Here is a 13,010-nt window from a genome sequence, read left to right as displayed (position 1 = left end):
TGGGCGTCCACAGACGAGCGCACATCGCTCGGTCGATCGGCTACGCTGGCTAGTTGGATACCTACGAGGCCCTCAAGGTGAAGGCTTTCACATCGGCTGAAGGATGCAAATGTCGACACAGACCTATCCGGGCATGACCCGCCCCGGTCACGGGCGTGGGCTGCTCGACGTCGTGCGCCGTCGATACCTGCTCAAGCTTCTTGTACGCAAAGACGTGCAGATCCGCTACCGGGGCTCCGTTCTCGGCTGGTTCTGGTCATTCCTCAAACCCGCCGCACAGTTCGTCGTCTACTACGTAGCAATGGGGCAGTTCCTCGGCCTGAATCGCGGGCTCGAGAATTTCGCCATCTACCTCTTCTCTGGCCTCGTTGTCATCAACTTCTTCAATGAAGCATTCGGCAACGGCACCCGTTCGATCGTTGACAACGCCGCTCTCGTCAAGAAGATCTACCTTCCCCGTGAGCTTTTCCCTGTCTCGTCGTCACTCATCGCCCTGGTCAACTTCCTGCCCCAGGTCTTCGTGCTGTTGATTGCTTGTTTGTTCTTTGGCTGGCACCCGTCACTCATGCAGGTGATGGCCATCGTCTTGGGCATTCTCATCATTCTTGTTCTCGCTCTCGGGCTCAGCCTGCTGTTTAGTGCAATCGACGTGAGCGTCCGCGATGCAGAGAGCATCGTCGAGATGATCCTCATGTTCACCACGTGGCTCTCACCAGTGCTATATACGCTGGAGCTGGTTCGCAACGCCACCAGCCCTGCGGTGTTCTTCGTCTACCAGTTGAACCCCATCACCACCGCCGTGAACCTGTTTCACTATGCCTTCTGGGTACCGACAGTGAGCGACCAAAGCGCCGCCACCAACTTGGTTGGAACTCATGTCCTGCAATATGGCATATACGGCCTCTGCCTTGCCGCAGTGTTCCTGCTAGTCGGCCAGCTGGTCTTCCATCGTCTGGAGAAGAATTTTGCCCAAGATCTCTGATTCGCACCCCTCTGTGCCTGCGCTCATCTTCAATCACGTAAGCAAACGCTTTCACCTTCGGCACACACATTCCCTCAAAGAAACGGTCATCGCCAAACTAAAACGCAAACAGATCAGTGAAGACTTCAATGCTCTCGATGACGTAACTTTCAGTATTGCACAAGGCGAATCCGTAGCGCTTTTGGGCTTCAACGGATCTGGTAAGTCGACGTCCCTGAAGCTCGCGAGTGGCGTCCTGCAGCCTTCAGCAGGGCAAGTTCTCACTAGAGGGCGAGTCGCCGGGCTCATCGAAGTCGGCGCCGGTTTCCACCCGGACTTGTCGGGGCGCGAAAACGTCTATCTGAATGCTGCAATCCTAGGCATGTCCCGTCAAGAGACGGAAGCAAGATTCGATGACATTGTTGAATTCTCTGAGATCGGCCAGTTCATCGATACCGAAGTCAAGCACTATTCCTCCGGAATGTTTGTTCGCCTGGCCTTCTCAGTTGCTGTCCACACCGAAATGGACGTTCTCCTAGTTGACGAGGTCCTTTCTGTGGGAGACGAGCCATTCCAGAAGAAGTGCTTTGACAAGATCGAGGAACTGCGACAGGCCGGGAAGACCTTGGTCGTTGTCAGTCATGACCTTGAGTCGGTTCAGCGAGTGTGCCGCCGTGGCATCGTAATGATCAAAGGACGGGTAGTTTTTGATGGCCCGACGCCAGATGCTATAGAAACCCTTCGCCAAGTGTCCTTCCTCGATGTCTCAGACGACCATCCACTGCACGATGCTATCGTCTGGCTCAGCAGAAAGGGCATAACAACTGGCTGGGCTCTCCCCGACGGCGCACGCGAGTTTCGACCGCAGAATCACCTCACCCGAGAAGAGGTCGCCGCCTTCGTCTACCGTATGTCCCAGAAGGGCTACGGCCAGATACCGATTCAGGCTGATGAGTCTTCAATCTCTTTCAGCGACGTTCCTGAGGGCGCCCCTTTTGCCGAGGCGATCCGCTGGGTTGCAGCCCGCCTTCCTAACGCTCTGACCACGGATGAACTCTTTAGGCCTCACGATGTTCTGACCGGAAGCGAATTCAAGGCGATTCTTGATGAATTCTGCGGTTCAGATGCCGATGCTGCGTTGGGCGACGTTTCTTCTGAATCAACCCACGTCATCACGAGAGCCGACATGGCTGCAGTCTTCTATCGATATGCCGGAAGCCCACCAATTTCAGCGTGATTTTTTCAAACGTTTCACCTTCTCGCATCAGATGCCTGAGATCAGCAGATCGTCACCTCTCAAATCAGAGACGCGAGAAATAGCTCAGCTAGAGCTACGTCTAATTCCCATACTTCGTGTCATACCGATGCAGAAATGCGGCGAAGGCGTCACGTGTCACAGTCGCATATGGGTGATAGCCGCCATCAGGATACCCGGTGGTGATCTTGCTCTGAGACAGCCAGGTGATGGCCGTCACGTGCTGATTGTTCGATACGTCATTCAACGTCGTAGTTCCACTTACCGAAGGACTGCCCGCATAGCGGTATAAGAATGCTGCTAGCGCGTCACGTGTGATTGTCCGCTCTGGATGAAACAGACCGTCCTCATACCCAGTCGTTATGCCTTCTGCCGCCATCCAACGAATCGCATCTGCGTGTTGATTCCCTGCAATGTCAGGGAACGATGCGCTTACTGAGACCTTTGGACTACCAGCGTACCGGTAGAGGAACGCAGCGAAGGCATCGCGAGTCATTCCTTCGTAGGGGCGGAATGTCCCATCATCCCATCCTTTGGCGATTCCCTTGTCGACTGCCCAGTAAATGTCTCGTTCGAAAGAGATGTTGTAAACATCAAGAAATCGACTAGGGGCGGTCGAAAGCGCATAGTTCACCTTGCTCACCTGCAGAGTTGCTGTGCCAGCTCCATACCCGTAATCGATCGTTTTCCCGGTGGCGTAAACCCCCCTCAACACCACCCATCCATTGTCACGCGTACTGACACCGGTGGCAACCGGATTCGTCAAAGCCCAATTACTTGATACTCGTTCCCCAGATTTGGCGCGCAAATCATACGCGTCGATATAAGTATTGGTGCCGTCGGTAACCGCATTCAACGAAATCTTCTGGTTTGTCGTGGTGACCCAAGTAAGGTATTTCAACGCACTGAAATCTGTCACTTTATTTGAGCCGAGCCCGAGCGAAATCTGGCTGTTCAGCCCAGTCAGACTTGTCACATCAGCTATTTGATTCTTTGCAAGATCAAGAGTGGAAATACGGCTCATCCCCTTGAAAGCCGAGGCATTCTTGATCTTATTGTCGCTCAGGTCGACACTGATCAGCGCCGTGAGCCCGCTCACCGCACTGACGTCAGAGATTTGATTACCCCGGAGTTTAAGGGTTGCCAGCGCTGGCAGATTCTTGAGTCCGGTAAGCGTAGTGAGGCCCGAGTTCGGTGCATAGATCATACTGAGCCGCGGAAGGTCATGCAGGTCCAGTGCTTTGAGACTGTCGCTGCTCCCTAGGGAGAGTGACTCCAGAGACTTCAATGCGTTCAGCGGGCTTACTGTACTAAAGTCACCGTCATAGATACTCAAAGAGGTCAAATTTACAGCCTTGTCAAGCCCCGAGAGCGACTTGATTGCGCCATGAGAAATCTTCGAACAGCTGAGCTCCTGCAGCGTTGCGAGCTCACTATTCGTAGGATCATGTGTTGAAGACTTCCCCAATTCCTCATTGATGCAAGCCCGCAGCCCAGCATCGGTGATAGCACCTCCTGTGCTCGCAAATGCTGTTTGCGATTGTAGCGAAACGCCCAATAGGACAATCGACGCAAGCGCCATCATTCTTTTCGCGCGCATACTCTTCCTCGTTCTTTCTACTGTTGGATTTGGTGTCGTATCGGTGTTCAAAGCAGTGCAGGCGCACAGCTCTCGGCGTATAAACGTATACGTGCTTAGACAGGCTCGGGGAGAAGAGTCGCCAAGGTTCTAGAATTCCCCTTTATAGTTCGCGTCAACATACCTTGCTGTGAAGGCAGCTGCAGCATCGCGTTTAATCCGATCCCAAAGATGGAATGAGCCATCAGCCCAGCCCTGGATGATCCCCTGAGATTGAGCCCAAGTAATCTCCTTATAAAAGGCCGAGTTCGACGCAGACACATCAGAAAATGGGGATTGCCTTGGCACGGTAAATTCCGGAGATCCCGCGGCACGATAGAAAAATGCGGCGGCGGCATCTCTAGTGGTCAGTGCGTATGGCCGAAACGTACCATCATCCCAGCCATTGACGATGCCCTGAGATTGAGCCCAAGTAATCTCCTTATAAAAGGCTGAGCTCGATGCAGACACATCAGAAAATGGTGATTGCGCTGGCGCGGTGAATTCCGGAGATCCCGCGGCACGGTACAACCAGGCAGCAAAGGCATCGCGTGTAATCTCAGCAAAAGGATGGAAGTCGTTCCCCCCATTTGAATTCTGATAGCCGGAAACGATCCCATTGTTAGCGAGAAATGCGACTTCATTGACAAACTGATAGGAATCACTGTAAGCATCATACGGCCAGACATAATCGTCGAAGCCACGCACAGTTGTCGTCCATCGATTGCGCGCATATTTGGGAACTTGCGCCCCTGAGACTCGGTCTGCCATGAGCGAGTTGCCATCGATGTCCGAGTCGAATCTCACAAGCTCAAACGCCGCGAATAACGCACCGCATTCAGAGCGGTGGAACGAAACAAACACATTGTCGTAGGTGTCGTCTTTGAGGTTCAGCAAGTAACCCTCAGATTCTATGTCCTCAATCATATCTCGAACGTTATCTGATCCGCTCTCGGATTGATCTGCTGGCGGAAGCCACTCGACAGCCCAGTTCATCTCCCAGCTGCTGACACTCCATTCACTGATGTCGGGTTCATAGTCGGGAAAAACTTCAAGTTCTCCACAACTGGTCGCCTGATCGCCAAACTCTGCATACGCCTCAACTAAGTTGTCAGCATCATAGGCGAGCATCGGGTCCCAGTAGAGAGGGGATACCCCAGAGTCTTCACGAATTTGGTTAAGCTGCCGAAAGGCCTCCAGCTCCAGCCCTGTCAAATTCTCCGAGGCCGAAGCGGCCTCGGGCGCGGAGAGCGCCGATCCAACTATCAGAGCAGTTGCCATTGCCCCTAATAGTCTCTTACTCAGAAGACTCTTTGAGCTTCGTACTTTCATCGTCTCCCCTTCTTTTGGCAAGTTCAAGTGCAGCCATATCAAGCAGCGCAACCAACGTCACTTCGTCTGACTGCAGAATGTATCTAGTGTCTTTCTAGAATTTGATGTCGTATCGGTACAGGAAGGCAGCGATCGCGTCCCTTGTGATCAGCTGGTACGGCCGATAGGTTCCATCAGGCCAACCTGTAGTAATCCCCGTTGACGCCAGCCAAGCAATACTCGACGCATGCTCGTTGCTGGCCTCCACATCAGCAAACGACGATGACCCGGCAGACGTGTCGACGCCTTGCATCGAGGCATAGCGTTGTAAGAAAGAAGCCACCGCATCACGCTGCACCGAGGCAGACGGATGGAACCCACCATCCGACCACCCCTTCACTATGCCTTGGTTATACGCCCACACAATCGCCGCATAATGCTCATTCCCCTCATCCACATCGTTAAACGGAGATGACGCCGGCAGCACCACCTCTGGCTCCCCCGCCAAACGATACAAGAACCGCACAAACGCGTCACGCGATGTCACCGCAAACGGGCGAAACTCACGCGAGCCGTCGACAAAGACCCAACCATGGGATATCTGCGAATCCGCCATCCATCGGATCTCGGTTTTGAACGCGCTGTTGGACGGAATATCGGTAAAGGACGTCGAGAATTGGACTGTTCCGTCAGCGCTATTCCCGACCGAGTTTACTGCCTTGACCGTCACTTGGTACGATGTCGCGTACTCTAGGCCGGAAAAACTGTAGTCCGACCTATCTGCACCCACCGAGAATTGTCTTTCTCGTCCATCGGATTGTTTCTTCAATGTGATGGCGTAACCGCTGAGGGAATTTGCACCCGCGCCTTCAGGGCGCGTCCACGATACTTTTGCACTGTCCCAAGAAACCTCTGAAACCGCGACATTCTGTGGAGCTGCAGGTACTGTCGGAGTCGCAGCATATTGAGCAAAATTCTGAGTGAAGTACGTATGGTAAACTCCGGCTGATGTGTAGGCCACACCAATCCCGATATCAGTATAGTTCGGGTTCATAATATTGGCATAGTGTCCCGGAGAACTCTGCCATCCGGCAACAACAGTTTCAGCGGTATACCCTGCGGCCACATTTTCTGCAACGCTCCTCCACGCACCAGGAGTTTCAGAAACGTAATTTGGATTGTGTCCAATCATGTCATCGCTCGCCTGTTGTTCCGACCAGCGTTGAGACATCGCAGAGAGATCCGTGTTCAAAACCAGCGCAGGGATCCCTTTCTCAGCACGCAGGGCATTTGTCTGGTCAAGAATCACTTGGACTTGATCAGCCAGAGAGTTCGCTGCCACTGCCGTATTCCCATCCGACGGCAGTGGCTCCGAGACTGCTAACACTCCTGACAGCACCAAGGAATGCAGCAACAGCCACGCCCAGACTCGATGACGTGAGCGTACCGCTCCTCGAAATTCTGCGAATTCTCGCATTTCCCCCCCCTACATCCGGCTAACCGTCAGCTGTGAGATTTCTGATTGAGCCTGTACAAGAATGCAGCGATCGCGTCACGAGTCACGGGCTGCAGCGGTTTGAATGTGCCGTCGGCGTATCCAGTAGTGATACCAGTTGCGGCCAGCCATCTGATGTTGTCTGCATGCTCACTGGTCGAGATATCGCTGAACGCGGCAGCAGCGTCCTGCTCAATGTCTACATCGAGATACTCAGCGTACCGTTTCAGGATAGTTGCCACCGCATCGCGCTGAATCGACTGGTACGGGTGGAATCCACCATCATCCCACCCTTTGACAAGGCCGCTCTGATACGCCCACAGGATGGCCCGATAGTGCTCATTCTCCCAGCCAACGTCATTGAACGGGCTGGCTACCGATGTATCTACTGACGGCTGTCCGGCCGCTCGATAGAGGAACTCCACAAATGCATCGCGAGTGGTCTGTGCCGTCGGACGGTACTCAGCAGTGCCATCGCCCTTCGAATACCCAGTGGTCACACCCTGATCGGCAAGCCACTGAATCTCAGTCTTGAAGGCACTTGAACTTATATCTGTAAAAGTATCGACATTCAGCACTAAGTCAAACTGGCGCAGCTCACCCGAGCGCAAGCTGATGCTCCAGCTACGAGACTTCTGCGCTTTCGTGGCGGGATCCGTCGTATTCAGCGTCACCAAGTAGTTACCCGCTGGCGTGTACCCGTCCTCGTCCACATACTGGGTGCCCCATTCTTGCATCCCGTGCCAGATCGTCCTATCCCAGACTTGCCCCGTATCAGTGTTCTTCACCTCAACGGTGAAACACGCGTCCCCTTTTTTCCAATCTGTTTGGGCGCACTCATCGTCAAAGAACCGTGAAGGCAGCTTGATATACCCGTTAAGCATGCCAACCCTAGGAATGCTCAGCTGCACGCCCTGCACATCGGCACCAGCAACAGTCACAGTCTTCTGGTCAACTGCGCCTCCATCGCCGACCCAAGCCACGATATGATACTCGCCATCCGCGAGCCCCTGAATATTAAACGTGCCTGAGGCGGCATCGTACGTTCCGGCAATGCGAGCATCCCACGCATAGTCGGCGCTCGTGAGTACCGCGTACACGTTGACATCTTGCGAAATGATGTCATCAGGGAGCGTGACCGTACCCATCACGCCTGACAGTTCCTGCTTCGCCGCAACTTGCAACGGTTGTGATATCGACTCAGCACTAGCTGCCGTAGCTGCGAAAGAACTGGCAAGCATGAGCATTGCCGCCCCCACAGCGACAGGCTTCACAAATGAACGGATAGACATATACACACTTCCCCTGAATTCTGTCGATCAAACCAACTCGTCTCGGAACAGCATACTCATAGACACTACCTCGCGCCTCGACACATGAGACGATAGAGGTATTCATCTGAGTTCTTCGAAAGGCAGTTGTGTCTACCGTCTCTGTCATTATTCGCACTTTTGACCGGCCTGAGTTTCTTCAGCGTGCCCTCGAGGATCTCAGCCGTCAGATACGGCTGCCCGACGAGGTCATCATCGTCAACGATGGCGGTGACTCGCAACTGATCACGCCGCTCATCGAGGCCTCCGACCTGCAGACAACACTGATCTCCAACGACAAACGCTTAGGCGGCCCGAAAGCCGGAAACATCGGGGTTAGAGCAGCGCAGTCTGATTATTTAGTCTTGCACGACGATGATGACACGTGGCATCCTGATTTCCTCTTGGCCACCACAAAGTGGCTGGATACGCATCCCGAGCAGCCTGCTATCGTCACACCAATAGATATCGTCTATGAACGCCGCGAAAGCGAACACGCACCTTACACCGAGTATTCGCGGATGGCATTCGAGCCCGGCCATGCCGAATTCACACTTTTTGATCTGCTGAAGACGAATCGATTCACCCCCATCGGCTTGGTCTATCGTCGATCCATCCATGATGAGATGGGATACTACGACGAAACTCTGCCTGTCGTAGACGATTGGGATTTCCATATGCGCCTTGCCTCACACAGCCCCATTCCTGTGCTTCCAGGCCCGGCACTGGCCTTCTGGCGACAACGCCCAGATGCCACCGGCGCCGAAAGTAACAGTGTTTTCGCCGCTCACGAAGCCCACCGCAGATTTGATCTGTTGCGTCGTGATGTCGCACTCAGATCCGACCCAGCTGGCCTCGGTGGGCTGCTCTACCTCACACGCTTCATCGACGATCGCTTCCAGGAGCTCACCGACCGAATAACGGCACAGCAGCGAGCATATGACGCTCATGTCGACCAACTGCGACGAGCCCTTGAAGAACGCAATTCGCAGCTGGCAAACGTAGAAGAAGCGATCAGCGACGCCAGTGTGGTCTCACTGATCAGACGCCGCTGGCGGCGTTTCCGTCACCGTTGAACAGCTGGCGAAATACTGTCCAGCAGCTGCAGCCAAGCACTTCTTGAGGCTATTTCCGAGTCAAGATTCAGCGCGTACGCGCCCGGCTCTTGTAAGAAAGTATCGAGATCAGGCAGCTGAAAAAGAGTGGCCTTTTGGGCGAAGTACTCATTGGCATTGACGAGGTAAGCAGGAATACCGAGGAATCTCATCATCAAAGCAGTGTGATAGCTGGAGCTGAAGCCCGCAGTAACACCTTCAAGCTCTAGGAGTTCTGCCGGCAGTCCATGCCCAACCTCCAGCTCAAGCGCCAGACGTGCAGTGCTGATGACACGGAAGCGAATAAAGGGAAAGCGCTCAGCCAAGGCGGCAGCTGTGTCCAAGGTATCTTTCACCTCAGGCCGTTCGTCGGCGTAAGCATGCAGGAGGATCACCTCTTCTGGACGCTCAGATGAAAGTCTTTTGAGCAGGTCTGCCCAACGTCTAATCGCGTCCTCGCCTCCGGCGTAATCAGAAGAGTTCATGTGAACCGCGTATTTCGTGCTCTCTCTTCGCAAAGGCTCAAGAGGGGTAGCGCATCCGGCCCAATCTTGTAAAAGTTCAGTCAGATCGTCGAACGTAAAGTGACTGAGATTCCCAATTCCAGCGCCTTCCGCATACCCAAGCGATCGCTGGTCTCTAAACCCGATGTGTGAGGCCGGCAAGCCCGCAGTCACCAGCTCCGCGAGCCCAGCTGCACCTTGGGGGTCTACTTGCAGGCCCGACATGATGACCTGCTGCACTCGCCAGTCAGTAGAGATGCCTCGAATTGCAGAAAGATGTGCTTTTCCCCACATCTTGTTGATGTATCCACCGCCGACGACATGAAGTAGTGGCAGTCCTCGCCCGCCACGCCAATCCGATACGACCTCCTCCGGCGCTTGCGGTGAGGAGGACGATCGGAACCCGTGGCCAGCCGTGACCGCCTCAGCCTGCTCAGAGAAGAACAGAATGTGCGGCGTATACCACTTCTGCAGATCGGCAAATCTCCCAGCCGCTCCGCTGAACGCGGGCAACACCAAGACTGGCGTAGCGTCGTCTCGCTTCTCCCAATAGTGAAGGATGTTCTTGTTCTGCAGGATGTCCCCGAAATTCGAGTGACCGTTAGACCCGGTATACAAAAGAACGACCGGTTTCTCTGAACGCAGGAGTTCGGCTGTCTGGTGATCGGCGAAATAGGCATATTCTTGTGGCTGCCTTACGCTTCCCGCCTCCGACGGAAGATACCCAGGAAGCGACTCGAGGACTTCGTCGAACCGGCGAAGCGAAAACTCCTCCGCAACCTTTCGACGACCGGCCAGTGCGCGCTCTTCCGCATCGGCAGGGGCACCGATCAGCGACTCAATCACCTCGACAAAGTTCTCTGTGATCTGGTCTCGATCAGTGACATCCCGAACACACACCGGGTACCCACAGGATTCAGTCAGCACCTCAGGGATTCCCCCCACTGCTGGGGCAATCACCGCGAGCCCATTTGCCATGCCCTCAAGCATCGTGTTCGGCACACCCTCCCAATCAGACGTGAGTAGCAAGGCATCGAACCGCTCTGGGCCCACAGCCCTGAGGTCTCCTTGGTATGGCGGGTGGATAACCGCTCCAGCAGCCGTGAGCCGCTCGCAAGATTTCACACGCGCCGCGTCATCGTCAAGCACGGGCTCCCCAAAAACGTCCAATGTCACCGGCAAGCCCAAGCGCTGGCATTCTTCAAAGATGTCTGCCAATCGGTCAAGTCGCTTCTGCCGATCGAAACGCCCGGACCACAGCAGATGAAGGGGTCGTTCGTTGGAAAACTCACCGGGCATCACGGGATGTGCGCTGCCGTGCACGTACTGATGCTGCACGGTGAATGCCTGACTTGGCGCACCCGTCTCCTGCACGGCACGCTGTACGAATGCGTGATTGTCTGTAAGCACTCGCTGCACATGCGTGTAAAAGTCCCGTGACCGGTTATCAAGAAATGACCAGCGCGCGCCGTTAGGAAGCGTATCCACCACATAAGTCGAGAGATAGAGACGGGTATGCCGCGCCAGCTGACGTCCGAATTTGTCAACCATGTCAAAGCCGACTGTGGAGTTGATAACGTGAACCGCGCCCGGCCGCAGTTGTGCTACGACCTGAGCGAGTGCCCTTGTGGCAAAAGGCGGATGCAGCCTGTCCGAGCCCAGTTCGTAAACCGACACGTCAGCTGGAAGATCCTTCAGCCGCGTGGATTCAGCTGGTTCAGTGGTCACCACCGCGATGGACGCCCGAGGACGTAATCGGCGTGCCGCTTGCACATACTGCAAAGTGAGGAGGTCTGCTCCGCCAGTTCCGATCCATGGCACAACAAAAAGCAGGTCGAGCTGACTCGGAAGAGCAGAAATCATCTGCCAGTACGCCCGCCTATCCGGAAGCATGAAGTCATCCCAGTTCTCGCCCCAGACGCCATAACTCCGAAGAGTCTCCTCTGAGGGGTATGGAATGAGTGGCTGCAATTCATGGGCTTCGCGCCAGTATTCGACCGGCACGGATCGCACTGATGCGGCAGCACCCAAACCAGCCCCGTCATCCTTGCTCAGACGACGCCGCAAGCGGTCGATGACAGGGCGCACCAAATACTTGGTTCCGCGCACCCCTATGTCTGCCACGCGAGAGCTTGCCTGCAGGCGTCCAACGAAACCTCGCAGTCGTTCGGAGGCTGTTCGAGGTACAGGAGCAGTCGACGAAGACAGCAGTTCGGTGATACGCGTGCTTTCCCGCGCTGCCAGACTCTTGGAGGTAAGAAGCGTTCGCTGCGGCAGCAGGCTATCGCCATGAGCCGCAGACAGGGAGGCGGAATCTTTAGCCCAATAGAAAAGTGCGGTTTCGGCAGCGACAAGATGCGGCACACCGGCACCTACCGTCGTGCAGTTCCAGGCCCAGTCTTCGGGTCCGAACCCGACCTCAGGCCGGCATTCAGGGTAAGGGAACCTGTCAAACACCTCACGAGGCGCCAGACAAAAAGCATCCCAGGGATTAGCCCAAGCCAAGAGCGCGGCATGAAACCCTGCCGATGTGCTTTCTTGCAGAGGCCAGCACTCTCGCTTACTGCCGTAAGTGACGATCGTAGCCGGATGCACAATGGCCGGTTCAGTAGCAGATCGCAATACTTCTGACGCTGCTATTAACCAGTTCTTCGACGGAAGATTATCTGCGTCGAGCACACCGACATAAGAAGCGCTCGTTTGAGCAACACCACTGTTTCGGGCTAGACCGAGATCCCCGTGCGAGACGTCGACCGCACGCACTTCAGCCGCGGCGCCGAGAAGCCCTTCATGCAGAGCAGATTGCACAGCCTCTTTCGTGGCTTCATCAGCACGATCCTGCACAATGATCACCTGAGTGGTGAGACCGTTTGCACGGGCTTCCGCCACCGCGCGCTGCAACGCATTGACCGTCGGAAAGATCAGCCTTCCTTCGGCATGGACAGTAAGGACGACAGCGAGGTCGTAAAGCGTTCGCATGCACCCATGCTATCTGGCGCGGTAGCTGATTCCAGCTCGGAGAGATCCGCCCATCGGCCGCGCCAACGGCTCTTTAGCACGGTCGCGCTCAGACAAAGATTCGACACGCCCAAACCTTCAAGTTACTGTTGAATTTATGATCCAGCACTCCGGTATGCCGTTCCACACCCAACGGATTGCTGCGCTGATTCTCGCCGCAACTGCCCCACTCTTGCTCGTTGGATGCTCCACCCCATCGAGGGATGACGCAGCAGCCACTGCAACCTCCTCCGCTACCAGCGGTGCAAGTGGCACCGATGGTGCGTCTTCCTCGCCTACGACGCATGAACCCGCAGAAGATGGATCAGACGGTACCGCTCTTGACTCTCCGGCCCCTACCCCGACCACGCCCAGCGGCGACGGCAGAGTCTTGGTACAACCAACACTCACCTCATGGGGCGCAGATGATGAAGGGCTAGATGCAGCCGCAGTCATCTCCGGCATC

General features: G+C 55.1%; 8 protein-coding genes and 1 pseudogene. 4 read left to right on the top strand and 5 right to left on the bottom strand.

Annotated features, from left to right (window positions below; all coding sequences use genetic code 11):
• Positions 1 to 109: 109 nt before the first annotated feature.
• The 3 genes and pseudogenes from G557_RS0108525 to G557_RS14320 all read left to right on the top strand — a co-directional run bounded on the left by G557_RS0108525 (position 110) and on the right by G557_RS14320 (position 2,198).
• Positions 110 to 982 (top strand): ABC transporter permease, encoded by an 873-nt coding sequence (locus tag G557_RS0108525; RefSeq protein WP_036961975.1) that lies wholly within the window; start codon positions 110 to 112, stop codon positions 980 to 982.
• A pseudogene (locus G557_RS14325) lies at positions 966 to 1,706 on the top strand (ABC transporter ATP-binding protein); the annotation flags it as partial. The gene G557_RS0108525 and the pseudogene G557_RS14325, both read left to right, overlap by 17 nt.
• A 3-nt stretch (positions 1,707 to 1,709) precedes the next feature.
• Positions 1,710 to 2,198 carry an S-layer homology domain-containing protein gene (locus tag G557_RS14320; RefSeq protein WP_245542808.1) on the top strand — a complete coding sequence of 163 codons (489 nt, stop codon included), beginning with the start codon at positions 1,710 to 1,712 and terminating at the stop codon, positions 2,196 to 2,198.
• Between the two features lie 100 nt (positions 2,199 to 2,298).
• Here the strand turns inward: G557_RS14320 and G557_RS13500 are convergent, their stop codons facing one another.
• The 4 genes from G557_RS13500 to G557_RS13490 all read right to left on the bottom strand — a co-directional run bounded on the left by G557_RS13500 (position 2,299) and on the right by G557_RS13490 (position 7,932).
• The gene (locus tag G557_RS13500) at positions 2,299 to 3,816 is read right to left on the bottom strand and encodes an S-layer homology domain-containing protein (RefSeq protein ID WP_051224920.1); all 1,518 of its coding nucleotides are present in this window, start codon (positions 3,814 to 3,816) and stop codon (positions 2,299 to 2,301) included.
• A 129-nt stretch (positions 3,817 to 3,945) separates the two neighbouring features.
• Positions 3,946 to 5,115 (bottom strand): S-layer homology domain-containing protein, encoded by a 1,170-nt coding sequence (locus G557_RS13495; protein ID WP_051224919.1) that lies wholly within the window; start codon positions 5,113 to 5,115, stop codon positions 3,946 to 3,948.
• 145 nt (positions 5,116 to 5,260) lie between these two features.
• On the bottom strand, positions 5,261 to 6,454 hold the full coding sequence (locus tag G557_RS13800) for a CAP domain-containing protein (RefSeq protein ID WP_169337768.1): 1,194 nt from the start codon (positions 6,452 to 6,454) through the stop codon (positions 5,261 to 5,263).
• A gap of 194 nt (positions 6,455 to 6,648) precedes the next feature.
• The gene (locus G557_RS13490) at positions 6,649 to 7,932 is read right to left on the bottom strand and encodes an S-layer homology domain-containing protein (protein ID WP_051224917.1); all 1,284 of its coding nucleotides are present in this window, start codon (positions 7,930 to 7,932) and stop codon (positions 6,649 to 6,651) included.
• Positions 7,933 to 8,060: 128 nt separating this feature from the next.
• Here G557_RS13490 and G557_RS12590 point away from each other — a divergent pair, with 128 nt between their 5' ends.
• Positions 8,061 to 9,026 carry a glycosyltransferase family 2 protein gene (locus tag G557_RS12590; RefSeq protein WP_051224916.1) on the top strand — a complete coding sequence of 322 codons (966 nt, stop codon included), beginning with the start codon at positions 8,061 to 8,063 and terminating at the stop codon, positions 9,024 to 9,026.
• Here the strand turns inward: G557_RS12590 and G557_RS0108490 are convergent.
• Positions 9,017 to 12,526 (bottom strand): glycosyltransferase, encoded by a 3,510-nt coding sequence (locus tag G557_RS0108490; protein WP_084627093.1) that lies wholly within the window; start codon positions 12,524 to 12,526, stop codon positions 9,017 to 9,019. The two genes, G557_RS12590 and G557_RS0108490, sit on opposite strands and share 10 nt — an antisense overlap.
• Positions 12,527 to 13,010 lie beyond the last annotated feature (484 nt).

The sequence above is a fragment of the Pseudoclavibacter soli DSM 23366 genome (assembly GCF_000423505.1).
Lineage (GTDB): Bacteria > Actinomycetota > Actinomycetes > Actinomycetales > Microbacteriaceae > Pseudoclavibacter_A > Pseudoclavibacter_A soli.
The sequence above is the reverse complement of the archived record's forward strand: the minus strand, read 5'-3'. Positions and strand labels throughout refer to the sequence as shown.

What these genes read in the sequence shown, in the direction of transcription:
- G557_RS0108525 (WP_036961975.1), top strand. Translation starts at nt 110, where the DNA reads ATGTCGACACAGACCTATCCGGGCATGACCCGCCCCGGTCACGGGCGT.
- G557_RS13500 (WP_051224920.1), bottom strand. Translation starts at nt 3,816, where the DNA reads ATGCGCGCGAAAAGAATGATGGCGCTTGCGTCGATTGTCCTATTGGGC.
- G557_RS13495 (WP_051224919.1), bottom strand. Translation starts at nt 5,115, where the DNA reads ATGGCAACTGCTCTGATAGTTGGATCGGCGCTCTCCGCGCCCGAGGCC.
- G557_RS13490 (WP_051224917.1), bottom strand. Translation starts at nt 7,932, where the DNA reads ATGTCTATCCGTTCATTTGTGAAGCCTGTCGCTGTGGGGGCGGCAATG.
- G557_RS0108490 (WP_084627093.1), bottom strand. Translation starts at nt 12,526, where the DNA reads ATGCGAACGCTTTACGACCTCGCTGTCGTCCTTACTGTCCATGCCGAA.